21 protein-coding genes are annotated in these 22,542 nt (G+C 67.2%); all 21 read right to left on the reverse strand.

Annotation, left to right across the window (positions count from 1 at the left end; genetic code table 11):
• Positions 1 to 10: 10 nt before the first annotated feature.
• A complete protein-coding gene (locus tag VPA02S_RS07060) occupies positions 11 to 253 on the reverse strand; it encodes a BolA family protein (RefSeq protein WP_012746311.1) in 243 nt (80 codons plus the stop codon).
• A gap of 19 nt (positions 254 to 272) precedes the next feature.
• Positions 273 to 1,037 (reverse strand): ABC transporter permease, encoded by a 765-nt coding sequence (locus tag VPA02S_RS07065; RefSeq protein ID WP_012746310.1) that lies wholly within the window; start codon positions 1,035 to 1,037, stop codon positions 273 to 275.
• 82 nt (positions 1,038 to 1,119) lie between these two features.
• Positions 1,120 to 2,067, reverse strand: coding sequence for an ABC transporter ATP-binding protein (locus VPA02S_RS07070; protein WP_012746309.1), 948 nt, complete (start codon positions 2,065 to 2,067; stop codon positions 1,120 to 1,122).
• A gap of 87 nt (positions 2,068 to 2,154) precedes the next feature.
• Entirely contained in the window at positions 2,155 to 2,427 is a 273-nt protein-coding gene (locus VPA02S_RS07075; RefSeq protein WP_012746308.1) for an STAS domain-containing protein, read from the reverse strand.
• Between the two features lie 4 nt (positions 2,428 to 2,431).
• Positions 2,432 to 3,091 (reverse strand): MlaC/ttg2D family ABC transporter substrate-binding protein, encoded by a 660-nt coding sequence (locus VPA02S_RS07080; protein ID WP_012746307.1) that lies wholly within the window; start codon positions 3,089 to 3,091, stop codon positions 2,432 to 2,434.
• 183 nt (positions 3,092 to 3,274) lie between these two features.
• Positions 3,275 to 4,021, reverse strand: coding sequence for an MlaA family lipoprotein (locus VPA02S_RS07085; RefSeq protein WP_062363040.1), 747 nt, complete (start codon positions 4,019 to 4,021; stop codon positions 3,275 to 3,277).
• Positions 4,018 to 4,509, reverse strand: coding sequence for an outer membrane lipid asymmetry maintenance protein MlaD (gene mlaD, locus VPA02S_RS07090; RefSeq protein ID WP_012746305.1), 492 nt, complete (start codon positions 4,507 to 4,509; stop codon positions 4,018 to 4,020). The genes VPA02S_RS07085 and mlaD overlap by 4 nt, the downstream gene beginning before the upstream one ends.
• Positions 4,510 to 4,547: 38 nt before the next feature.
• Positions 4,548 to 5,330, reverse strand: a complete 783-nt coding sequence (gene mlaE, locus VPA02S_RS07095; protein WP_018906525.1) for a lipid asymmetry maintenance ABC transporter permease subunit MlaE — start codon at positions 5,328 to 5,330, stop codon at positions 4,548 to 4,550.
• A gap of 82 nt (positions 5,331 to 5,412) precedes the next feature.
• Positions 5,413 to 6,273: an ABC transporter ATP-binding protein gene (locus tag VPA02S_RS07100; RefSeq protein ID WP_012746303.1), complete on the reverse strand. Its 861-nt coding sequence runs from the start codon at positions 6,271 to 6,273 to the stop codon at positions 5,413 to 5,415.
• 65 nt (positions 6,274 to 6,338) lie between these two features.
• Positions 6,339 to 7,817, reverse strand: coding sequence for a glutamate synthase subunit beta (locus tag VPA02S_RS07105; RefSeq protein WP_062363044.1), 1,479 nt, complete (start codon positions 7,815 to 7,817; stop codon positions 6,339 to 6,341).
• A 34-nt stretch (positions 7,818 to 7,851) separates the two neighbouring features.
• The gene (locus VPA02S_RS07110; RefSeq protein ID WP_062363047.1) at positions 7,852 to 12,606 is read right to left on the reverse strand and encodes a glutamate synthase-related protein; all 4,755 of its coding nucleotides are present in this window, start codon (positions 12,604 to 12,606) and stop codon (positions 7,852 to 7,854) included.
• Positions 12,607 to 12,789: 183 nt separating this feature from the next.
• Positions 12,790 to 13,485 (reverse strand): transposase, encoded by a 696-nt coding sequence (locus tag VPA02S_RS07115; RefSeq protein WP_062363049.1) that lies wholly within the window; start codon positions 13,483 to 13,485, stop codon positions 12,790 to 12,792.
• Positions 13,486 to 13,523: 38 nt separating this feature from the next.
• Positions 13,524 to 14,408 (reverse strand): class I SAM-dependent methyltransferase, encoded by an 885-nt coding sequence (locus VPA02S_RS07120; RefSeq protein ID WP_018906528.1) that lies wholly within the window; start codon positions 14,406 to 14,408, stop codon positions 13,524 to 13,526.
• On the reverse strand, positions 14,405 to 14,980 hold the full coding sequence (locus VPA02S_RS07125; RefSeq protein ID WP_062363052.1) for a DUF1415 domain-containing protein: 576 nt from the start codon (positions 14,978 to 14,980) through the stop codon (positions 14,405 to 14,407). The genes VPA02S_RS07120 and VPA02S_RS07125 overlap by 4 nt, the downstream gene beginning before the upstream one ends.
• A complete protein-coding gene (locus VPA02S_RS07130; protein WP_062363055.1) occupies positions 14,977 to 16,239 on the reverse strand; it encodes an MFS transporter in 1,263 nt (420 codons plus the stop codon). The genes VPA02S_RS07125 and VPA02S_RS07130 overlap by 4 nt, the downstream gene beginning before the upstream one ends.
• A 62-nt stretch (positions 16,240 to 16,301) precedes the next feature.
• Complete coding sequence (locus VPA02S_RS07135) at positions 16,302 to 17,432, reverse strand: deoxyguanosinetriphosphate triphosphohydrolase (RefSeq protein ID WP_062363058.1); 1,131 nt, start codon at positions 17,430 to 17,432, stop codon at positions 16,302 to 16,304.
• A gap of 22 nt (positions 17,433 to 17,454) precedes the next feature.
• Positions 17,455 to 18,567: a 3-dehydroquinate synthase gene (gene aroB, locus VPA02S_RS07140; RefSeq protein WP_062363060.1), complete on the reverse strand. Its 1,113-nt coding sequence runs from the start codon at positions 18,565 to 18,567 to the stop codon at positions 17,455 to 17,457.
• Between the two features lie 32 nt (positions 18,568 to 18,599).
• Positions 18,600 to 19,148, reverse strand: a complete 549-nt coding sequence (locus VPA02S_RS07145) for a shikimate kinase (protein WP_012746294.1) — start codon at positions 19,146 to 19,148, stop codon at positions 18,600 to 18,602.
• A gap of 23 nt (positions 19,149 to 19,171) precedes the next feature.
• The gene (locus tag VPA02S_RS07150) at positions 19,172 to 21,316 is read right to left on the reverse strand and encodes a type IV pilus secretin PilQ (protein WP_012746293.1); all 2,145 of its coding nucleotides are present in this window, start codon (positions 21,314 to 21,316) and stop codon (positions 19,172 to 19,174) included.
• A complete protein-coding gene (locus VPA02S_RS07155; RefSeq protein WP_012746292.1) occupies positions 21,313 to 21,855 on the reverse strand; it encodes a pilus assembly protein PilP in 543 nt (180 codons plus the stop codon). Before VPA02S_RS07155 ends, VPA02S_RS07150 begins: the two co-directional genes overlap by 4 nt.
• A complete protein-coding gene (locus VPA02S_RS07160; protein WP_012746291.1) occupies positions 21,852 to 22,535 on the reverse strand; it encodes a type IV pilus inner membrane component PilO in 684 nt (227 codons plus the stop codon). The genes VPA02S_RS07155 and VPA02S_RS07160 overlap by 4 nt, the downstream gene beginning before the upstream one ends.
• Positions 22,536 to 22,542 lie beyond the last annotated feature (7 nt).

Raw genomic sequence — 22,542 nt, forward strand, 5'->3', positions numbered from 1 at the left:
GGCCGGAGAGTTATTTTTCCAACGCCGCCCATTCGGCCGGCGTGTAGGTCTTCATTGAGAGCGCATGCACCTCGTCGGTATGCATTTTCGCACCCAGGGTCGCGTAGACCCGCTGATGGCGCTGAATCGCGCGCTTGCCCTCGAATTCGGCCGAGACGATGGTGGCATACCAATGCCGGCCGTCGCCTTCGAGCGTGATGTGCTCGCAGGGAAGGTGGGACTGGATCAGGGCCTGGAGTTGTTCGGCGGTCATGGGAATTGGAAAGGGCTTTTCAGCCTCTGATTTTGTAGCCGATGCGCAGCAGGTGGACGGCGATGGCGCTCACCACCAGCCAGGCGGCGCCGACGATGCCCAGGCTGAGCCAGGGCGAGGCGTCGCTCACGCCGAAGAAGCCGTAGCGGAAGCCGTCGATCATGTAGAAGAACGGGTTCAGGTGGCTCACGCCCTGCCAGAACGGCGGCAGCGAACCGATCGAATAGAAAACGCCCGACAGAAAGGTCATGGGCATGATCAGGAAGTTCTGGAACACCGCCATCTGGTCGAACTTCTCGGCCCAGAGCCCGGCAATGAGCCCCAGGGTGCCGAGCATGGCGGAGCCCAGCAGCGCAAACACGAGAATCCAGAGCGGCGCAACGAAGCTCGGCATCGCGAAGAACATGGTGACCAGGAACACGCCGAGCCCCACGGCCAGCCCGCGGATCACCGACGAGCCCACGTAGGCGAAGAACCAGCCCCAGTGCGACAGCGGCGTGAGCAGCACGAACACCAGGTTGCCCATGATCTTGCTCTGGATGATCGACGACGAGCTGTTGGCGAAGGCGTTCTGCAGCACGCTCATCATCACGAGGCCCGGCACCAGGAAGGCGGTGTAGCCGACCGAGCCGTAGACCTTCACGTGGTCTTCGAGCACGTGGCCGAACACCATCAGGTAGAGCAGCGCGGTGAGCACCGGCGCGCCGACGGTCTGGAAGCCAACCTTCCAGAAGCGCAGCGTTTCCTTGTAAAGCAGCGCACGCCACCCCGTGACGGCCATCATAGGGCCCCCTTGCTCGGCACTGCGTGTCCTCGCGTCCCCCCGAGGGGGAGCTTCGCTTGCTTGTGTCGGCCCGGCGCAGCGCTCATCTCGCCACCTCCAGCGGCGTCTGCTCGCCTGCCATCAGGTCGATGAACACGTCTTCCAGGTCGGCCTTGCGCATTTCCACGTCTTCCACCGCGACGCCGGCTTCGCGGATCGCGGCCAGCAGTTGTTCGACTTCATGGGCGTTCTGCGCCGGCAGCTGCACGATGCGCCCTGTGATGCGCGCATGCTGCGCGATGGCCCAGGGCAGCATGGCGTCGGTCTTGAAGCGCAGCACGTTGCTGGCGGCCGACTTCAGGAGCTCGCTGGTGCGGTCCAGGGCGATCACCTTGCCGAGCTTGAGCATCGCGATGCGGCTGCACAGCGCCTCGGCCTCTTCGAGGTAGTGGGTGGTGAGCAGCACGGTGCTGCCCTCCTTGTTGAGCCTGGCGACGAACTGCCAGAGCGTCTGGCGCAACTCGACGTCGACCCCGGCGGTGGGCTCGTCCAGCACGATGACCGGCGGCTTGTGCACCAGCGCCTGCGCCACCAGCACCCGGCGCTTCATGCCGCCCGAGAGCTGGCGCATGTTGGCCGTGGCCTTGTCGGCCAGGCCCAGGCTTTGCAGCAGCTCGTCGATCCAGGCCTCGTTGTTCTTGATGCCGAAGTAGCCCGACTGGATGCGCAGCGATTCGCGCACGTTGAAGAACGGGTCGAACACCAGCTCCTGAGGCACGATGCCGAGCTGGCGCCGGGCCTCGGCATAGTCGCGCTGCACGTCGAAGCCATGGACGCTGATGGCGCCGGCCGTGGGGCGGGACAGGCCGGCCAGCATGCTGATGAGCGTGGTCTTGCCCGCGCCGTTGGGCCCGAGCAGGCCGAAGAACTCGCCCGGCTCGATCTGGAAGCTGACCTCGTCGACGGCGCGCAGCCCCTGCTTGCCTTGGGCCCGCTGCTGTCTGGAGGGAGGGTAGGTCTTGGAGACCGATTGGAATGAGATCGCGGGCATGGGAGCCGGCGATTTTACGGGCCCGCCCCGCAGGCCGCTTGGCGGCGGCCGGATGCCCTGACGCGGCCGCTGCCGGGCCGCCGGCGGTCAGGGCGCCGCCGGCAGCAGCCCCGCAATGCCGTAGAGCGCTGCCAGTTCGCGTAGCCGCGGCGAAAGCCCCTTGACCGCGAAGCCCCGGCCGAGCGCGCTCGATTCGCGGCGGCACTCCAGGAGCACCGCCAAGGCCGAGGAATCGAAATGCGCGAGCGCGCTGGCGTCCACCACCGTGGATGTGTCGGCCTGCCCCGCCAGCCCCTGCTGCAGCATGCGCATGCAGGCCGGGGCTTCGTCGTGGGTGAGCTTGGAGGGCAGGACCAGCATGGCCTCAGCTCTTGCCGTTGTTGCCCTTGTTGCGCGCCGCCAGCGCCGCAATCAGGCCGTCGATGCCGCGCGCGTTGATTTCCTGCGCGAACTGGGTGCGGTAGGTGTCGACCAGCCAGACGCCCAGCACATTGAGGTTGTAGACCTTCCAGCCGCCGCCCTGGCCGGGCGTTTTCTCGAGCCGGTAGTCGAGCTGCACCGGATCGCCGCGGCCCTTGACCTCGGTACGCACCAGCACGTCGGTGTCTTCAGGCGAGCCGCGGAACGGGCGCACCGTGACCGTCTGGTCGCTCACCTGGTCGAGCGCGCCGGCATAGGTGCGCACCAGCAGGGTCTTGAATTCTTCCTGCAGCTTCTTCTGCTGCTCGGGCGTGGCCTGGCGCCATGCCGGGCCGACGGCGGAAGCCGTCATGCGCTGGAAGTTGACGTTGGGCATGATCTTGCTGTCGACCAGCACCATGATCTTGTTGATGTCGCCAGCCTTGATGGAGGTGTCGGCCTTGATGGTCTCGAGCACATCGGTCGACAGGCGCTTGACGAGCGCATCGGGCGCCTCGTCGGCGGCATGGGCCGGGCGCACGAAAGCCGTCGCGGCACCGAAAAGCAAGGCACTGGCCAGCACCAGGCGGCCGAAGCCGCGTCGTTGCAAGATCTTGTTGTTCATGGCAATTCCCTCAAGTTGAAAATCCAGAAGGCGCAATGGAAGCTGCGCCTGCCGGAAAGAACGTGTTCGACAGGCCCCCGGCCGACCGGGTTCCTGAAGCGCAGGTGAAGCCTTGAAACCGGATGCAAGCAGGAAAACCGCCCGTCCGTCCGCGAAAAGCCTCTATCCGCACCTTTTTGTGCTTTATTTCCCGCCCTCGTCGTCAGGGGGGTTGCCGTCGTAGACGTCGTTGCGGCGGTGCTGCAGGAAGGCGTCGCGCGTGAAGGTGTACTTGTCGAGTGCCGCATCGTCGAGCAGGCGGCCGGCGCGCAGGTACTTCGCCCGCGTATCGACGGCTTCCACGAACGACAGCGAATTGCGCCAGGCCACGTCGTTCATGTTGCCGAGCACGCTGCCGGCACGGTCGACCGGCAAGGCGGCCGTGTCGCGCAGGGTCGACGGGCCGAACACCGGCAGCACCACGTACGGACCGGCGCCCACGCCCCAGCGGCCGAGCGTCTGGCCGAAGTCTTCCTCGTGGCGGTCGATGCCCGCCTCGGTGGCAATGTCCAGCAAGCCGCCCAGGCCGAAGAAGGTGTTGACGTTGACCCGCATGAAGGTCTCGGCGCTGTTCTGCAGCTTGAGCTGGGCCACGCTGTTGACGAAGCTCCAGACATCGCCCAGGTTGCCGAAGAAATTGCCCACCCCGGTGCGCACCATCGAGGGCAGCACACGCTGGTAGGCGGTGGCCACGGGCACGAGCACGGCCTCGTCGACCGTGTCGTTGAAGCGCGTGACGCCCCGGTTGAACGGCTCGAAAGGGTCGGCCGGATTGGCGTGGGGCCCGCTCGCGCAGCCTGCAATGAGCGCAAGGGCGACGGCAACACTGGCCCAGCGGGCATGGTTTGCTATCTTACTGATAGCAAAAGACGGGGAAAGGGCTGTTTTCATTTCTTGTTGGCTGTTCCCGGCGTCGAAGTATTTCCTTCGGCCGCCTTGCTGTAGAGGAACTGGCTGATCAGGTTTTCCAGCACCACGGCCGATTGGGTCGAGGTGACGGTGTCGCCGGCTTGCAGGTTCTTCTCCTCGGCGCCCGCCTCGATCCCGATGTACTGCTCGCCGAGCAGGCCACTGGTCAGGATCTTGAGCGAACTGTCCTTGGGAAAACTGTAACGGTTTTGCAATGCCAGTGTGACGCTGGCCTGAAAAGACTTGTCGTCGAACGAGATGGACTCCACGCGGCCGACCACCACGCCCGCGCTCTTGACCGCCGTTTGCGGCTTGAGCCCGCCGATGTTGTCGAAACGCGCGGTGACGTTGTAGGTCTTCTGGAAATTCAGGCTCAGCAGGTTGGCCGACTGCAGCGCGAGGAACAGCAGCGCCGCGCCGCCGATCAGCACGAACAGGCCGACCCAGATGTCGTTGTTGGAACGTTGCATGGTTTGCACTCTCTAGAACGATTGGAGCCGGGGCTCCTTCAAATACTGAACATCATGGCGGTGAGCAGGAAGTCGAGCCCGAGCACCGAAAGCGACGCCATCACCACGGTGCGCGTGGTCGCGCGCGACACGCCTTCGGGCGTGGGCTGGGCCTCGTAGCCCTGCAGCAGTGCGATGAAGGTCACGGTGAAGCCGAACACGATGCTCTTGATCACGCCGTTGCCCACGTCGCGCCAGACGTCGACGCCGCCCTGCATCTGGCCCCAGAACGCGCCCGGGTCCACACCCAGCATCAGCACGCCCACCACATAGCCGCCCATGATGCCGACCGCGCTGAACACGGCCGCCAGCAGCGGCATCGTGATCACGCCGGCCCAGAAGCGCGGCGCAAGAATGCGCTGCACCGGGTCGACCGCCATCATCTCCATGGCGCTGAGCTGCTCGCCGGCCTTCATGAGGCCGATCTCCGCGGTGAGCGAAGTACCGGCGCGCCCCGTGAACAGCAGGGCCGCCACCACCGGCCCGAGCTCGCGCACCAGGCTCAGCGCCACCAGCAGGCCGAGCGCCTCGGAAGAACCGTAGCGCTGCAGCGCGTAGTACATCTGCAGGCCCAGCACGAAGCCGACGAAAAGCCCCGACACCGCAATGATGGCCAGCGAATAGTTGCCGAGAAAATGGATCTGGTCGCGCACCAGGCCGAAGCGCTGCAAGCTTCGTGCCCCCTGCACCAGCAGGCGCAGGAACAGCTTGGCGCCGTAGCCCAGGTCGGCCAGCTTGCTGCGAACCGCAAAGCCGATGTCGGCGGGCTTCCACCAGCTCATGCCTGCCCCCTCGCTCGGCACTTCGTGTCCTCGCTGCCCCCCGAGGGGGCCTTCGCTTGCTCGGGGCGGCCCAGCGCTGCGCTCATGCCCGTCCCCCTTCATTGCCGAAATCTTCCTCGATGCCGGCCACGGGATAGTGAAAATGCACCGGCCCGTCGGGCAGTGCATTGACGAACTGGTGCACCAGGGGATCGGCGCTCCCCCGCACTTCTTCAGGCGTGCCTTGCGCGGCGATGCCGCCGTTGGCCAGGATGATCACGTGGTCGGCAATGCGGAAGGTTTCCTCGAGGTCATGCGACACGACGATGCTGGTCAGCCCCAGCGTGTCGTTGAGCTGGCGGATCAGCCGCGCGGCCGTGCCGAGGGAAATCGGGTCGAGGCCGGCAAAGGGTTCGTCGTACATCACGAGGTCGGGGTCGAGCGCAATGGCGCGCGCAAGAGCCACGCGCCGCGCCATGCCGCCGGACACTTCGCTCGGCATCAGGTCGCGCGCACCGCGCAGGCCGACTGCGTCGAGCTTCATGAGCACGATGTCGCGCACCAGCGCTTCCGAGAGCTGCGTGTGCTCGCGCAGCGGAAACGCGACGTTGTCGAACACGCTCATGTCGGTGAACAGCGCACCGAACTGGAACAGCATGCCCATGCGCCGCCGCGCCTTGTACAGCCCGGCGGCATCGAGCTTGCCGACGTCCTGGCCGTCGAAAAGCACCTCGCCGCGCTGCGCCCGCTGCTGGCCGCCGATGAGCCGCAGCACGGTGGTCTTGCCGCCGCCCGAGGCGCCCATCAGCGCCGTCACCTTGCCGCGCGGCACGGCAAACGACACACCGCCGAGGATCGCGCGCGCACCATAGCCGAACGCAACGTCGCGGAACTCTACAAAGGGGTGTGGCAGGGGTGCGGCTGATTCCATCTCAATAAAAAAGCCGGGCACCTTCTCAGGCATCCCGGCATGCGGTTTCCGCGAATGATAGCGGGGCCGTGGCCGGCCCCGCAAAACTGAAACAAAAATCAGCGCGGCAAGTCGCTGAATCCCATCAGGAATTCATCCACCGAGCGCGCAGCCTGGCGCCCTTCGCGAATGGCCCAGACCACCAGCGACTGGCCGCGGCGGATGTCGCCCGCCGCAAACACCTTCGGCACGTTGGTGGCATAGCCGCCGATGAAATCGACCGTCGCCTTGGCATTGCCGCGTGCGTCCTTTTCGACACCGAAGGCGTCCAGCACGGTGGCCACGGGGCTCACGAAGCCCATCGCCAGCAGCACGAGGTCGGCCTTGAGGATCTGCTCGCTGCCGGCCACTTCCTGCATGCGGCCGTCTTTCCACTCGACGCGCACGGTCTTCAGGCCCGTGACCTTGCCTTTTTCGCCGATGAATTCCTTGGTGGAGATGGCGAACTCGCGCTCGCAGCCCTCTTCATGGCTGGAGCTGGTGCGCAGCTTGATCGGCCAGTAGGGCCAGGTCAGCGGGCGGTTTTCTTCCTCGGGCGGCTGCGGCATCAGTTCGAACTGCGTGACGCTGGCCGCGCCATGGCGGTTGCTGGTGCCCACGCAGTCGGAGCCGGTGTCGCCGCCGCCGATCACGATCACGTGCTTGCCGTCGGCGCGCAGCTGGCCCTTGACCTTGTCGCCCGCGTTGACGCGGTTCTGCTGCGGCAGGAACTCCATCGCAAAATGAATGCCGTCGAGGTCGCGGCCCGGCACCGGCAGGTCGCGCGACTGCTCGGCGCCGCCCGTGAGCACCACGGCGTCGAAGTCTTTCTGCAGCTGCTCGGGCGTGACGGTTTCCTTGGCCAGATTGGTGACCTTGGAGCCCTTGCCGAGCGGATCCTTCGCGGCGCCGACCATCACGCCGGTGCGGAAGCTCACGCCCTCGGCCTTCATCTGCTCGACGCGGCGGTCGATGTGGGTCTTCTCCATCTTGAAGTCGGGGATGCCGTAGCGCAGCAGGCCGCCGATGCGGTCGTTCTTCTCGAACAGCGTCACATCGTGGCCGGCGCGCGCGAGCTGCTGCGCCGCCGCCATGCCGGCCGGGCCCGAACCCACCACGGCCACCTTCTTGCCGGTCTTGTGCTTGGCGACGCGCGGCGCCACCCAGCCTTCGTCCCAGGCGCGGTCGATGATCGCGTGCTCCAGCGACTTGATGCCGACCGGGTCGTCGTTCACGTTGAGCACGCAGGCCGCCTCGCAGGGCGCGGGGCAGATGCGGCCGGTGAATTCCGGGAAGTTGTTGGTCGAGTCGAGCACCGCGAAGGCGTTCTGCCAGTCGTTGCGGTACACGAGGTCGTTGAAGTCCGGAATGATGTTGTTGACCGGGCAGCCGCTGTTGCAGAACGGCGTGCCGCAGTCCATGCAGCGCGCGCCCTGGACCTTGGCTTGCTCGGCATCCAGGCCGACGACGAATTCCTTGTAGTGCTTGACGCGCTCGGAGGCAGGCTTGTAGCCCTCTTCGATGCGCTCATGCTCCATGAAGCCGGTGATCTTTCCCATCGTGCTTTCCTCTGTTCTTCGTTTTCGTTGCCGCTCAGGCCGCAGCCGGGGTGGCCTGCGGCGCGGCAGCCAGCGCGTGCGGCTCCAGGCCCATGTGCGCGTTGTTGCCACTGCTCGTGAGTTCGACCTTGCGGTCGTGCAGCTCGGCCAGCGCGCGCTTGTACTCGTTCGGGAACACCTTGACGAACTTGGTGCGCGACACGGCCCAGTTGTCGAGCAGTTCGCGCGCGCGCTTGCTGCCGGTCCAGCGGTGGTGCTCCTCGAGCAGCTTCTTGAGCTGGGCCTCGTCGGTCTCGCCGCCGTGCCAGACCTTGCGGTGCATGCTCGCGGTCTGCTCGGCCGAGGTCAGCACCTTGTCGAGCGACACCATCGAAAGGTTGCAGCGCGTGGCGAACTGGCCGTCCTCGTCGTAGACGAAGGCCACGCCGCCGCTCATGCCGGCCGCGAAGTTGCGGCCCGTCTTGCCGAGCACCGCGACCGTGCCGCCCGTCATGTATTCGCAGCCATGGTCGCCCGTGCCTTCGACCACGGCCGTGGCACCCGAGAGGCGCACGGCAAAGCGCTCGCCGGCCACGCCGCAGAGGTAGGCTTCGCCGGTGGTCGCGCCGTAGAGCGCGGTGTTGCCCACGATGGTGTTGCGCACCGCTTCGCCGCGGAAGTCGAGGCTCGGGCGCACCACCACGCGGCCGCCCGACAGGCCCTTGCCGGTGTAGTCGTTGGCATCGCCGATCAGGTAGAGCGTGATGCCGCGCGCCAGGAACGCGCCGAACGACTGGCCGCCCGTGCCTTCGAGCTGGATGCGGATCGAGTCGTCGGGCAGGCCCTGCGGATGCGCCTTGGTCAGCGCACCCGACAGCATGGCGCCCACCGAGCGGTTGACGTTGCGCGCCACCTCGATGAACTGCACCTTCTCGCCGCGCTCGATGGCCGGGCGCGACTTCTCGATGAGCTTGACGTCGAGCGCACGCTCCAGGCCGTGGTCCTGGTTCTCGACGTGGAAGCGCGGCACCTCGGCCGGCACGATCGGCAGCGCGAACAGGCGGCTGAAGTCCAGGCCCGAAGCCTTCCAGTGCTCGATGCCCTTGCGCATGTCGAGCAGGTCGGCGCGGCCGATCAGGTCGTCGAACTTGCGGATGCCCAGCTGGGCCATGATCTGGCGCACTTCCTCGGCCACGAAGAAGAAGTAGTTGACGACGTGCTCGGGCTTGCCCGAGAACTTCTTGCGCAGCACCGGGTCTTGCGTGGCCACGCCCACCGGGCAGGTGTTCAGGTGGCACTTGCGCATCATGATGCAGCCCTCGACCACCAGCGGGGCCGTGGCAAAGCCGAACTCGTCGGCACCCAGCAGCGCGCCGATGGCGACGTCGCGGCCGGTCTTCATCTGGCCGTCGGCCTGCACGCGGATGCGGCTGCGCAGGCGGTTGAGCACCAGCGTCTGCTGGGTTTCTGCCAGGCCAATTTCCCACGGGCTGCCCGCGTGCTTGATCGACGACCAGGGCGATGCGCCCGTGCCGCCGTCATGGCCCGCGATCACCACGTGGTCGCTCTTGCACTTGGCCACGCCGGCCGCGATGGTGCCCACGCCGATCTCGCTCACCAGCTTGACGCTGATGCTCGCGTGCGGCGCGGCGTTCTTCAGGTCGTGGATCAGCTGCGCGAGGTCTTCGATCGAGTAGATGTCGTGGTGCGGCGGCGGCGAGATCAGGCCCACGCCCGGCACCGCGTAGCGCTGCTTGCCGATGTACTCGGTGACCTTGCCGCCCGGCAGCTGGCCGCCTTCGCCCGGCTTGGCGCCCTGCGCCATCTTGATCTGGATCTGGTCAGCCGAATGCAGGTACTCGGCCGTGACGCCGAAGCGCCCCGACGCCACCTGCTTGATGCGCGAACGCAGCGAGTCGCCGTCCTTCAGGGGCAGGTCGACCTCGACGTTGGCCGCGCCGATCACGCTCTTGAGCGTGTCGCCCTGCTTGATCGGGATGCCCTTGAGCTCGTTGCGGTAGCGCGCCGGGTCTTCGCCGCCCTCGCCCGTGTTGCTCTTGCCGCCGATGCGGTTCATGGCAATGGCGAGCGTGGAGTGCGCCTCGGTGCTGATCGAGCCGAGCGACATCGCGCCCGTGGCAAAGCGCTTGACGATCTCGCTGGCGGGCTCGACCTCGTCCACCGGAATAGCCTTGGCCGGATCCAGCTTGAATTCGAACAGGCCGCGCAGCGTGAGATGGCGGCGGTTCTGGTCGTTGATGAGCTGCGCGTATTCCTTGTAGGTGTTCCAGTTGTTGGCGCGCGTGCTGTGCTGCAGCTTGGCGATGGCGTCGGGCGTCCACATGTGCTCTTCGCCGCGCGTGCGCCAGGCGTATTCGCCGCCGGCGTCGAGCATGTTGGAGAGCACCGGGTCGTCGCCGAACGCGGCCTTGTGCATGCGGATGGCTTCCTCGGCGATCTCGAACACGCCGATGCCCTCGACGCGGCTCGCGGTGCCGGTGAAGTATTTGTTGACCGTCTCGGTGTTGAGGCCGATGGCTTCGAAGAGCTGCGCGCCGCAGTAGCTCATGTAGGTGCTGACACCCATCTTCGACATGATCTTGGACAGGCCCTTGCCGATCGCCTTGACGTAGTTGTAGACCGCCTTCTCCGCGCTCATGTCGCCCGGCAGGTCGGCGTGCATGGCGGCCAGCGTTTCCATCGCGAGGTAGGGGTGCACGGCTTCGGCGCCGTAGCCTGCCAGCACGCCGAAGTGATGCACTTCGCGCGCCGAACCGGTTTCCACCACCAGGCCGGCGGTGGTGCGCAGGCCTTCACGGACCAGGTACTGGTGGACGGCGGACAGCGCCAGCACGGCGGGAATCGCCACCTGCGTCGGGCTCACGCCGCGGTCGCTCACGATCAGGATGTTGTGGCCGCCCTTGATGGCATCCACCGCTTCGGCGCACAGCGACGCGAGCTTGGCTTCGACGCCCTCGTAGCCCCAGGCGAGCGGGTAGGTGATGTCGAGCACGTAGCTCTTGAACTTGCCCTGCGTGTAGGTGCCGATGTCGCGCAGCTTGGCCATGTCGGCGAAGTCGAGGATCGGCTGGCTCACCTCGAGCCGCATCGGCGGGTTGACCTGGTTGATGTCCAGCAGGTTGGGCTTGGGGCCGATGAAGGACACCAGCGACATCACGATGGCCTCGCGGATCGGGTCGATCGGCGGGTTGGTCACTTGCGCGAACAGCTGCTTGAAGTAGTTGTAGAGCGGCTTGTTCTTGCTGGAGAGCACGGCCAGCGGGCTGTCGTTGCCCATGGAGCCGATGCCTTCTTCACCGGCCTGCGCCATCGGGCTCATCAGGAACTTGATGTCTTCCTGGGTGTAGCCGAAGGCCTGCTGGCGGTCGAGCAGCGCGACCTGCGAGAGCGGCGCGGGCACCGGCTCGGCCTCGACGCTGTCCAGCTTGATGCGCAGGTTCTCGATCCACTGCTTGTAGGGCTTGCTGTTGGCGAGGGTGGCCTTGACCTCCTCGTCGTCGATCATGCGGCCCTGCTCCAGGTCGATCAGGAACATCTTGCCGGGCTGCAGGCGCCACTTGCGCACGATCTTCTGCTCGGGCACGGGCAGCACGCCCGACTCCGAGGCCATGATGACCAGGTCGTCGTCGGTCACGCAGTAGCGGGAAGGCCGCAGGCCGTTGCGGTCGAGCGTGGCGCCGATCTGGCGGCCGTCGGTGAACACGATGGAGGCCGGGCCGTCCCACGGCTCCAGCATCGCGGCGTGGTATTCGTAGAACGCGCGGCGGCGCGGGTCCATGGTGGCGTGCTGTTCCCAGGGCTCGGGAATCATCATCATCACGGCCTGGCTGATGGGGTAGCCGGCCATCGTCAGCAGCTCGAGGCAGTTGTCGAAGGTGGCGGTGTCGGACTGGCCGGCAAAGCTGATGGGGTAGAGCTTCTGCAGGTCGGCGCCCAGCACGGGCGAGGACATGACGCCTTCGCGCGCCTTCATCCAGTTGTAGTTGCCCTTGACCGTGTTGATTTCGCCGTTGTGGGCGACGTAGCGGTACGGGTGGGCCAGCGGCCACTCGGGGAAGGTGTTGGTCGAGAAGCGCTGGTGCACCAGGCCCAGGGCCGAGACGCAGCGCTTGTCCTGCAGGTCCAGGTAGTAGGTGCCGACCTGGTCGGCGAGCAGCAGGCCCTTGTAGACCACGGTGCGGCTCGACATGCTGGGAACGTAGTATTCCTTGCTGTGCTTGAGCTTCAGGCGCTGGATGTTGGCGCTGGCGGTCTTGCGGATCACGTAGAGCTTGCGTTCCAGCGCGTCCTGCACGATCACGTCGTTGCCGCGGCCGATGAACACCTGGCGCAGCAGCGGTTCCTTGGCGCGCACGGTGGGCGACATCGGCATGTCGCGGTTCACCGGCACGTCGCGCCAGCCCAGCAGCACCTGGCCTTCGGCCTTGATGGCGCGTTCCATTTCCTGCTCGCAGGCTTCGCGCGAGGCATGTTCCTTGGGCAGGAAGATCATGCCGACGCCGTATTCGCCCGGCGGGGGCAGCGCCACGCCCTGCTTGGCCATTTCTTCGCGGTAGAGGCGGTCGGGCAGCTGGATCAGGATGCCGGCGCCATCGCCCATCAGCTTGTCAGCGCCCACTGCGCCGCGATGGTCGAGGTTCTCGAGGATCTTCAGGCCCTGCAGCACGATGGCATGGCTCTTTTCGCCCTTGATGTGCGCGACGAAGCCGACGCCGCAGGCATCGTGCTCGTCGGCACCGGAATACAGACCGTGTTGTTGGAGATGTTCGATCTCGGCAGCCGTCGTCATGGCGCACTCCTTCAGTTTTTCGCAGGGAAGAGAAGGATATTGCGATGCACAAAGAATGCCAAACATTTTAAATGGGGTCAGATTCCAATTAAATCCCGACTCTTATGGTCAGAATAAAATTGGGGACACATAAATGAAGAGAGCAAAAACTCCGCTCGGAGTCCCGCGGCGGGAAGCTTTGGCTCAGGAATCGGAAGCCGCCGGCGGACGCCCGGCCTTGGCTTTGGCGACGCGGCGTTCGGTCGCTTTCTGAAGCGACGCCAAAAAATCGGCATCGCCGGCCGCCCAGCCGCGCAAGGTGGCCTCGGTCAGCGTGCCCTGGTCGGCCGCGCGCACGCCGCCGCGCACCAGTTCGACGTACGCCGCCTCGCGGGCAAACGGCGTGTTGCCCAGCTCCCAATACAGGGGATGCGGCGTCAGCAGCCTGTCGTGCCGCAGGCCCGCGTAGTGCCCGTGGCTGGACCATGGAAAGTCGCGCGCGTCCGACACCAGGCCGGCCCGCACGGGATTCAGGTCGATGTACGCCATGCAGGTCAGCAGATAGCGGTCGGTCTGGATCAGCGTCGACCTGTAGCGCCCTTCCCACAGGGTGCCGCTGCGGCCGTGGCGGTCGTTGAAATAGCGCACGTAGCTGCGCCCCACCGCCTGCATGAACTGCGGCAGCCCGGTGGTCGTGTCGGGCGTGGCCAGCAGATGGAAGTGGTTGTCCATCAGCACGTAGGCATGCAGCGCCACGCCGAAGCGCGGGGCCGCGTCCGCCATCAGGCCGAGCAGCCGCTCGTGGTCGGCGCGGTCGATGAAGATGGCCTGGCGGTTGTTGCCGCGCTGGATCACGTGGTGCGGCAGGCCGGGAAGCGTGAGGCGGGGCAGACGGGCCATGGCGTGACGAGCGCGGCGCTGTGCGCTTCGGCGGGAGTTCAGGGCAGGCGAAACCGCGTCTCGCCCAGCGTGTCGAGCCCGAACTGCGACAGCAGCTCGCCGAGCCGCGCCGCCGCACCGGCCTTGCGCTGGCCGGTGTGGCGCGCCAGGATCAGCTCGTTCTTCATGCTGTGCTCCCAGCCCACCAGTTCGGTGACCGTGACGCTGTAGCCATTGGCCTCGAGGTACAGGCAGCGCAGCACGTTGGTGAGCTGGCTGCCGATTTCGCGGGTGTGCAGCGGATGGCGCCAGAGCTCGGCCAATGGCGTGCGCGACAAGGCCAGCGCCTTGGTTTCGCGCAGGCAGGCCGCCACCTCGGCCTGGCAGCAGGGCACCAGCACCATGCAGCGCGCTTTCTTCGCGAGCCCGAAGGCGATCGCGTCGTCGGTGGCGGTGTCGCAGGCGTGCAGCGCGGTGACCACGTCGATGCGCTCGGGCAGTTCGCTCGCCTGGGCCGACTCGGCCACGGTGAGGTTCAGGAAGGACATGCGGTCGAAGCCGAGCTGGCGCGCCAATGCCCGCGATTTCTCGACCAGCTCGCTGCGCGTCTCGATGCCGTAGACATGGCCGCCTTCGCGCGAGCGGAAGAACAGGTCGTAGATGATGAAGCCCAGGTACGACTTGCCCGCGCCATGGTCGGCCAGCGTGGCTTCCGCGCCGCCGCCCGGCAGTTCGCGCAGCAGCTGCTCGATGAACTGGAACAGGTGGTAGACCTGCTTGAGCTTGCGCCGCGAATCCTGGTTAAGCCGGCCTTCGCGCGTGAGGATGTGCAGTTCCTTCAGAAGCTCGATCGACTGGCCCGGCCGCAGGACCTCCGCCAGCTCGGCTTCGGCCTTGGCGGTCTTGGCCGTCTTCACGGCCTTGGTTGCTGCCGGCGCGCTCATGGCCGGGCGCTCCCCGGGCCCACGTCCAGCGCGGCCCAGCCGTCCGGCCCCAGCGCTTCGAGCGTCTCGATGTTGCGCTCGAAGATGGCTTCGGCTTCGGGAAAGGCCTCGACCGCGCGGCTCACGCTGTCCTCGCGCAGCAGGTGCAGCGTGGGGTACGGCGCGCGGTTGGTGGCGTTGCCGATGTCGTCGGCGTCGGTGCCCGCGAACTGGAAGCGCGGATGGAAGCTCGCGAGCTGGAACACGCCGTCGAAGCCCGCGCGTGCGAGCCGGCGTTCGGCGCGTGCCGTGAAGTCGTTGAAATCCAGGAAATCGGCCAAGGTGTTGGGTGCTATCAGCAAGGTGGTGTCGCGCACGGAGGCATCGAGCGCGGCGAGTTCATCGGCCTCGGCCAGGAGCATGTCGATCAGCGCGGCTTCATCGGTGGGCAGGTACACGGCATAGCGGATCTGCGCCTTGACGTACACCGCCTTCGCGAACGGGCACAGGTTGAGCCCGATCACCGCGCGTTCGAGCCAGCGCCGCATGTCGGCTTCGGCCTGGATGGCATCGATTGTCGCCGGGCTGGTCATGCCACCTCCGCCGCAGGGCGAATTTTGCCGAGGCGCCGCGCCAGAGCCATGCCCGCGAGCGAGCATGCGAGCGTGGCGGTCCACGTCCAGTGCCAGCCGCCGGCCCGCAGGGCCACCCAGGCCACCGCCGGCGGCGCCAGGAACTGCCCCAGAGAGGACGCCTGCTGCATGAGTCCGACGGTGGTGGAAACCGTGGACGGACCGGGCGCCAGCCGGACCCCGAGCAGGAACAGCGTCGCCGGCACCATGCCGCCGCCCAGCGAAAAGACGCAGACCGCGGCATAGCGAAGCACCGGCGGCAGGCCGAGCGCGCCTTCGCCCTGCCCCAGCTGCGCGAAGGCGGCAAGGCCACCCAACGCCATCGCCAGGAAACCCGCCTGCAGCAGGCGCTCGGGCGCGACGCCGCGCTGGAGCCAACGGCCGCCCGCGACGTTGCCGACGATGTTCATCGCGGCCGCCACCGCGGTGAGCACCGCGCCCCAGCCGGCCGGCACGCCGGCGCCGGCATAGATGGCCGGAAGAAAGCCGATCACCGCCATCCACTGCGCCGAATACACGGCGAAGGTCAGCGCGATCATCCAGGGTGCGCGTGCGCCGACCGTGGCGCGCAGGCGCGACGGCCAGCCGCCGGCCATGCCGCGCGCCGCCCCCGTGCGCAACGCATCCGCGGGCACCGCCAGCCACAGCCAGAGCGCCGCGGCCGCCGACACGGCCGACAGCGTCCACCACCAGTCGGCCCATCCGCCCCAGGCGATCAGCGCCGGCCCGAAGAGCAGCGCAAGCGCAACGCCCAGCGGCATGTAGGCGCCCCAGATGCCGAGCGCCGCCTTGTCCGCGCCCGCCGGCGTCAGGGCCCGGATCAGCCCCGGCCCCGGCATGACCGCCAGCAGAAAGCCGATGCCTTCGAGCGCGCGCAGGCCGAGCAGCCATTGCACCGCAAAGGCACCGCCCAACAAGCCCGCGCCGACCGCGCCGCCCAGCAGGCTCGCCACCGTCAGCACCAAAAGGCCGGTCAGCATGCTGCGGCGCAGGCCGATGGTGTCGGCCGCGAGCCCCGCGATCAGCCCCAGGCTCATGCTCGCCACCTGCACCAGCGACAGCAGGAATCCGGCCTCGACCAGGTCGATGCCGAGCGACGCCTGCAGCGCCGGCACCGCGGGCGGCAGCTTGCCCAGGTGCAGCGCGGCGCTGACGCCGCCCAGCACCACCGCAAAGGCGGCGGCAGGCACGCGCGCGGAAGCAACGGCTGCAGGACTCATGGGACCACCTTCGCCCTGACGGGCTGCGGTGCGCGCTTGCTTGGGGCGGCCCGGCGCTGCGCTCATGCAATCCCCCGCCGGCCGGTCAGCCGTTCATGCTCGCGCATGGCGAAGCGGTCGGTCATGCCGGCGATGTAGTCGGCCACGGCGCGATGCTGGTCGCGCCGGTCTGCGTAGGAAACAGGCATCTCGGCGCCGCGCGCCAGATAGGCCTCGAACAGTTCCCGCACCACCTGCTGCGCCTGGTCGGTGGTCTGCCTCACTTGCGGATGGCGATAGAGGTTGCGGAACAGGAAGGCCTTGAGCTCGTTCGATTGCGCCTGCATGGTTTCGCTGAACGCAACGAGCGGCGGCGCCTTGCGCACGCCATCGGCATCGGCCGGCTTCGCTGTTTCGAGTGCCGCACGCGTGGCGTCGATCACGTCGTAGACCTGCGCGCTCAGCATGCGCCGGATGGTTTCGTAGAGCACGCGCCGCCCTTCCAGCTGCGGGTATTCGGCCAGCGCTTCGCGGCGGTAGCGCTCGAACAGCTCCACCTCGCCGAGCTGCTCGACGTTGATGAGTCCGGAGCGCACGCCGTCGTCGATGTCGTGCGCGTTGTAGGCGATGGCGTCGGCCAGGTTGCAAAGCTGCGCCTCGAGGCCCGGCTGCGTGCGGTCCAGGAAGCGGCGCGCCACGCCGTGGGGTTCACCCGCCTCCAGGCGCTCGGCATTGGCGCGCGAGCAGTGCTTGAGGATGCCTTCGCGGGTCTCGAAGCTGAGATTCAGGCCGTCGTACTGCGGATAGCGGTGCTCCAGGGCGTCGACCACGCGCAGGCTCTGCAGGTTGTGCTCGAAGCCGCCGTGGCCTTCCATGCAGGCGTTGAGCGCGTCCTGCCCCGCATGGCCGAACGGCGTGTGGCCGAGGTCGTGCGCAAGGGCAATCGCTTCGACCAGGTCTTCGTTGATGCGCAGGGCCCGCGCGATGGAGCGGCCCAGCTGCGCGACTTCGAGCGAATGCGTGAGCCGGGTCCGGAACAGGTCGCCTTCGTGGTTCAGGAAGACCTGCGTCTTGTAGACCAGCCGCCGGAACGCGGTGGAATGCACGATGCGGTCGCGGTCGCGCTGGAAGGCGTCGCGCGTGGGCGCCGGCGGCTCGGCATGGCGCCTTCCGCGCGAGCGCGCGGGGTGGCAGGCATAGGCCGCGAGGCTCATCGGTGCACCCTCGGCGCTGCGCTCATTCGGCCTGGCAGCAGCGCGCGAGCACTTCGCGCACCAGCGCATCGGGCGCGCTGCTGACGGCGGCGGAGCCCGGCTTGTCGATCACCACGAAACGGATCTCGCCCGCCTCGGATTTCTTGTCGACCCGCATCAGTTCGAGGTACCGGTCGGCGCCCAGCGCGGGGCCGGTGGTCGGCAGGCCGGCACGCTCGATCAGCCGCGTGAGCCGTTCGACGAACGCTGCATCGACGCCGCCGAGCCGCTGCGACAGGTGCGCCGCCATCACCATGCCGCAGCCGACCGCTTCGCCATGCAGCCACTCGCCGTAGCCCAGGCCCGACTCGATCGCATGGCCGAAGGTGTGGCCGAAATTGAGGATGGCCCGCAGGCCGGTCTCGCGCTCGTCCTGGCCGACGACCAGCGCCTTGATCTCGCAGCTGCGCTTGACCGCATGGGCCAATGCGGCGGGCTCGCGTGCCACGAGGGCGTCGACATTCGCCTCGATCCAGTCGAAGAAGGCCATGTCGTGGATCGGGCCGTACTTGATGACCTCGGCCAGGCCCGCGCTGAGTTCGCGCGGCGGCAGCGTCTGCAGCGTAGCCAGGTCGCACACCACGAGCTGCGGCTGGTAGAAGGCGCCGATCATGTTCTTGCCGAGCGGATGGTTGATGGCGGTCTTGCCGCCGACCGACGAATCGACCTGCGCCAGCAGCGTGGTCGGCACCTGCACAAAGGGCACGCCGCGCATGTAGCTCGCGGCGGCAAAGCCGGTCATGTCGCCCACCACGCCGCCGCCCAGCGCAAACAGCACGGTCTTGCGATCGCTGGCGTGGCCGAGCAGGGCATCGAAGATCAGGTTCAGGGTCTCGAGGTTCTTGTGCACCTCGCCGTCGGGCAGCTCGAGCAGGTGGACCGTGCGAAAGCGCCCGGCCAGCGCCTGGCGCAGGGCCTTGGCGTAGAGCGGCGCCACGGTGGTGTTGCTGACGACCAGCGCGCTGGCGGCCGCGGGCACGGCGGCGAAGCTCTGGGGGTTGTCCAGCAGGCCGGCGCCGATCAGGATCGGGTAGCTGCGTTCGCCGAGCTGGATGTCGACGCGTTCTGGCGGTGCGGAAGGTGCGGGCAATGGCATGGCAGCGAGTTTAGGCGCTGCGCGCCGGCGCTTCAGTCGGAGGGCTCTTCGGGCGGCGTGCCCGCGGCCACGATGCCGGCAAGCTCCAGCTGCATCACGATGATGTTGACCAGCATGGCGATCGAGGGGCGCCCGGTGTCGACCACCTCGTGGGCTGTCTCGCGATAGAGCGGATCGCGCGCATCGTGCAGTTCGCGCAGCCGGCCCAGCGGATCGGCCACCTGCAGCAGGGGCCGCTTGACGTCGTGGCGCAGGCGCCGGAACAGGTCTTCGGGCGAGGAGCGCAGGTAGATCACATGGAAGTGGTCCCGCAGCTGCTGGCGGTTGGCTTCCCGCAGCACGGCGCCGCCGCCCGTGGCCAGCACGCCGTGGGGCTGGGCGGCCAGGTCGGCGATGGCGGCCTGCTCGAGGTCGCGGAAGGCGATTTCGCCCTCCCGCTCGAAGTAATCGCGGATCGAGCAGCCGATGCGCTGCTCGATCACGTGGTCGGTATCGACGAAGGGAAGGTCCAGGCGTGCGCCCAGGCGCCGGCCCACTGCGGACTTTCCGGCGCCGGGCAACCCGACGAGTGCGATCGCCACGCGGTGGCTGCTACGCCCGCGCGTCAGCGCGCGGCGTTGCGGTCGGTAATCATCTTCGGAGTGATAAAGACGAGCATTTCGGTCTTGTTGGCAACGCGTTCGCGCTTGCGGAACAGTGCACCCAGGTAGGGCACTTCACCCAGCACCGGCACGCGCGATTCGTCATTGGTTTCGGTGAGTTCGAAGATACCACCGATGACGACCGTGCCGCCGTTCTCGACCAGCACCTCGGTCTGCACGTGCTTGGTGTTGATGGCCGGGCCGGCCGAGGTGTTGACGCCGCGGGCATCCTTGCTCACGTCGAGCGTGAGGATGATGTTGCCTTCGGGTGTGATCTGCGGCGTGACCTCGAGCTTCAGCACCGCCTTGCGGAACGAGATGGAGGTGGCGCCGCTGGACGTGGCCTGCTGGTAGGGAATTTCCTCGCCCTGCTCGATCAGCGCCTTGGTCTGGTCGGCCGTGATGACGCGCGGGCTGGACACCAGCTTGCCCTTGCCGTCGGCCTCGAGCGCCGAGATCTCGAGGTTCAGCATGCGCGACAAGCTCGAGTTGAACAGCGAGATCGCGAAGGTACCGGGCGCATTGCCGGTGCCGCCGGCATCGCCTGCGGGCAGGTTGATGAAGTTGGAGTTGGTCCAGGTGGCTGTTGCGCCGCCCACGCCGCCGGCGGCGGTGGTGACGGGCATGACGCCGAAGGTGCCGTATGCCGGATTGCCGTTGGCCGACGCGACGCGTTCGCGGGAGATACCGCCGCCCAGCCGCACACCGAGCGACTTGCCGAAGGTGTCGGAGGCTTCCACGATGCGCGCTTCGATCAGCACCTGCCGAACCGGGATGTCGAGCTTCTGGATCAGGTCGGCCACTTGCGCCAGGCGCGAGGGAATGTCCGACACGAACAGCTGGTTGGTGCGCGACTCCGCGATCACGCTGCCGCGCGGGCTCAGGATGCGCGTGGTGGTGCCGGAGCCGCCACCGCCGCCGGCCGAGGCGCCGGTGCCGGTCAGGCCCTGCGCAATGGCGATCGCCTTGGTGTAGTTGAGCTGGAACGACTGGGTGCGCAGCGGCTCCAGGTTCTCGATTGCGGCCTTGGCTTCGAATTCGAGCTTTTCCTTGGCGTTGATCTCGTCCTTGGGCGCGATCCACAGCACGCTGCCGTTCTTGCGCATGCCCAGGTTCTTGGCCTGCATGATGATGTCCAGGGCCTGGTCCCAGGGCACGTCCTTCAGCCGCAGCGTCAGCGCGCCGGTGACCGAGTCGGAGGTCACGATGTTGAAGTTGGTGAAGTCGGCAATCACCTGCAGCAGCGAGCGGATCTCGATGTTCTGGAAGTTCAGCGACAGCTTCTCGCCGTTGTAGCCCACGCCCTGCGTCAGCTTGGCCGGGTCCACCTTGCGGGCGCGGACCTCCACCACGAACTGGTTCTCGCTCTGGTAGGCGCTGTGCTCCCAGTCGCCCTTGGCCTCGATCGTCATGCGCACGCGGTCACCCGACTGTTGCGAGGTGATCAGCTGGACCGGCGTATTGAAGTCGGCCACGTCGAGGCGGCGGCGCAAGCCCTCGGGCAGCGTCGACTTGGTGAACTCCACCACGAGGCTCTTGCCCTGCTGCTTGACATCCACGCCGACCTGGTTGTTCGGCAGGTCGACGATCACGCGGCCGGTGTTGTCCGCACCCAGGCGGAAGTCGACGTCGCGCAGCGGCAGGGTGTCGCGGTTGCGGTTCTCGGCAAAGACGGTGGGCGTGGACGACGCCAGCGCGGCGCCGGCCGCGGGTTCGAGAATCACCAGCAGCGACTTGCCCTGGATCTCGGTCTTGTATGCGGTTGCCTGCTTGAGGTTCAGCACCACCCGGCTGCGCTCGCCGGCCTGGACCACATTGACGGAACGCAGGTTGCCCTGGTTCACCTCAATGGCAGAGCGGCCGATGGCGTTGGTGACGCCCGGAAAATCGAGCGCGATGCGCGCCGGCGTCTGCACGACAAAGCCGGTCGGCAAGGCCGCGAGCGGCTGGGCAAGGTCGATGCGGATCACTTCCGCGCCGGACTGCGTCGAACTGGTCACCGCCTCGATGGCGTTTTGCGCATGGGCCAAAGCGAAAGCGCCAAGTGCCAGCAGACCCAGCCCCGCAGCTCGCAGCCGCTGTGCCATCGTTGATTTTTTATGATTCATTTCGCACTCTCTTGCAGCTGCAATGTCGCCACGCGTTCGATCCATTCACCGGCGGCGTCCTGCACGATTTCACGCAGGGCGATTTCGGTTTCGTTGATACGGGTAATGCGCCCGTAGTTGAGGCCCAGGTATTCGCCGACCCGCACCTTGTAGAGCAGCTTGTCGACACGAACCAGCGCCACCGGCTGGCCGTTGCGGTTCATGCTGCCCACCATGGCCATGGAGTCGAGCGGGAAGGCTTCGAGCGCTTCCTTGCGGCGCACCAGCTCGGGCGCGATCAGTTCCGACGTGCTGGGCTGGTTCGATTCCCGGCGCAGCGCCTGGGTCAGCTTCAGCAGGTTGAACGGCTCGAACGCCGCGCCCTCGGTGTAGGCCTGGGGGGTGAATTTCTTGGGTTCCGTGATCGGCGGCACCGTGGGCTTGACCTGGGCGCGCTGCTCGACCATCCAGCGGCGCAGGTCTTCCTGCTCCGAATCGGCGCAGGCGCTCAGGCCCAGGGCGGCCGCGACCAGCCACAGGAGGTTGGCGGTGGTCCTCATTTCTTCGCCTTCGGCGCCGCGGCGCGTTTCTGGGCCGCGCGCTCTTCGTCATCGAGATAGCGGTAGGTGCGTGCCGTGGCATCCATCGTGAGGGTGCCGTCCTTGTCTTTTTGCTGCGGGGTGATCGTGAGGTTGTTCAGCGTCACGATGCGCGAGAGGCTCGCGACGTCGGCGGCGAAGGAGCCGATGTCGTGGTAGCGGCCGGTCACGCGCACGGCGATCGGCAGCTCCGCGTAGTAGTCCTTCACCGAAACCTGTCCCGGGCGGAACAGTTCGAACTGCAGGCTGCGCCCGAGCCCGGCCTGGTTGATGTCGGACAGCAATGCGTCCATTTCCGCCTTGCTGGGCAGCTGCTTCTCGAGCAGCGTCACGTATTGCTGCACCTGCTCGCGCTGCTTCTTCAGCAGGTCGAGATTGGCGGCCAGCGCCACCTTCTTCTGGTAGTCGGCGCGCAGCGTGACTTCCTTGGCGCGCTCGCTCTCGAGCTCGTCGTTGGAGTTGGTCAGCCACACGAACCACAGGCCGGCCAGCACCAGGGCCGTGACCGCCAGGCACAGGGCGTAGCGGGGCACCGCCGGCCATGCGGACGGGTCGTTCGGGTTCAGGTTGCGGAACTGGTCGCCGAAGCCGCGCAGCGCCGCGCCGACGTCCAGTTTTTGAGAGGGGCGATTGCTTGCCATGATCCGT

The organism is Variovorax paradoxus NBRC 15149, from assembly GCF_001591365.1.
Lineage (GTDB): Bacteria > Pseudomonadota > Gammaproteobacteria > Burkholderiales > Burkholderiaceae_C > Variovorax > Variovorax paradoxus.

Bases quoted from the DNA above. Each gene is read 5' to 3' on its own strand.
- VPA02S_RS07060 (WP_012746311.1), bottom strand. From the start codon at position 253: ATGACCGCCGAACAACTCCAGGCCCTGATCCAGTCCCACCTTCCCTGC.
- VPA02S_RS07160 (WP_012746291.1), bottom strand. From the start codon at position 22,535: ATGGCAAGCAATCGCCCCTCTCAAAAACTGGACGTCGGCGCGGCGCTG.
- VPA02S_RS07110 (WP_062363047.1), bottom strand. From the start codon at position 12,606: ATGACGACGGCTGCCGAGATCGAACATCTCCAACAACACGGTCTGTAT.
- VPA02S_RS07135 (WP_062363058.1), bottom strand. From the start codon at position 17,432: ATGAGCCTCGCGGCCTATGCCTGCCACCCCGCGCGCTCGCGCGGAAGG.
- VPA02S_RS07085 (WP_062363040.1), bottom strand. From the start codon at position 4,021: ATGAAAACAGCCCTTTCCCCGTCTTTTGCTATCAGTAAGATAGCAAAC.
- VPA02S_RS07125 (WP_062363052.1), bottom strand. From the start codon at position 14,980: ATGACCAGCCCGGCGACAATCGATGCCATCCAGGCCGAAGCCGACATG.
- VPA02S_RS07105 (WP_062363044.1), bottom strand. From the start codon at position 7,817: ATGGGAAAGATCACCGGCTTCATGGAGCATGAGCGCATCGAAGAGGGC.
- VPA02S_RS07080 (WP_012746307.1), bottom strand. From the start codon at position 3,091: ATGAACAACAAGATCTTGCAACGACGCGGCTTCGGCCGCCTGGTGCTG.
- VPA02S_RS07130 (WP_062363055.1), bottom strand. From the start codon at position 16,239: ATGAGTCCTGCAGCCGTTGCTTCCGCGCGCGTGCCTGCCGCCGCCTTT.
- VPA02S_RS07120 (WP_018906528.1), bottom strand. From the start codon at position 14,408: ATGAGCGCGCCGGCAGCAACCAAGGCCGTGAAGACGGCCAAGACCGCC.
- aroB (WP_062363060.1), bottom strand. From the start codon at position 18,567: ATGCCATTGCCCGCACCTTCCGCACCGCCAGAACGCGTCGACATCCAG.
- VPA02S_RS07100 (WP_012746303.1), bottom strand. From the start codon at position 6,273: ATGCCTGAGAAGGTGCCCGGCTTTTTTATTGAGATGGAATCAGCCGCA.
- VPA02S_RS07155 (WP_012746292.1), bottom strand. From the start codon at position 21,855: ATGAGGACCACCGCCAACCTCCTGTGGCTGGTCGCGGCCGCCCTGGGC.
- mlaD (WP_012746305.1), bottom strand. From the start codon at position 4,509: ATGCAACGTTCCAACAACGACATCTGGGTCGGCCTGTTCGTGCTGATC.
- VPA02S_RS07075 (WP_012746308.1), bottom strand. From the start codon at position 2,427: ATGCTGGTCCTGCCCTCCAAGCTCACCCACGACGAAGCCCCGGCCTGC.
- VPA02S_RS07070 (WP_012746309.1), bottom strand. From the start codon at position 2,067: ATGCCCGCGATCTCATTCCAATCGGTCTCCAAGACCTACCCTCCCTCC.
- VPA02S_RS07115 (WP_062363049.1), bottom strand. From the start codon at position 13,485: ATGGCCCGTCTGCCCCGCCTCACGCTTCCCGGCCTGCCGCACCACGTG.
- VPA02S_RS07065 (WP_012746310.1), bottom strand. From the start codon at position 1,037: ATGATGGCCGTCACGGGGTGGCGTGCGCTGCTTTACAAGGAAACGCTG.
- mlaE (WP_018906525.1), bottom strand. From the start codon at position 5,330: ATGAGCTGGTGGAAGCCCGCCGACATCGGCTTTGCGGTTCGCAGCAAG.
- VPA02S_RS07150 (WP_012746293.1), bottom strand. From the start codon at position 21,316: ATGAATCATAAAAAATCAACGATGGCACAGCGGCTGCGAGCTGCGGGG.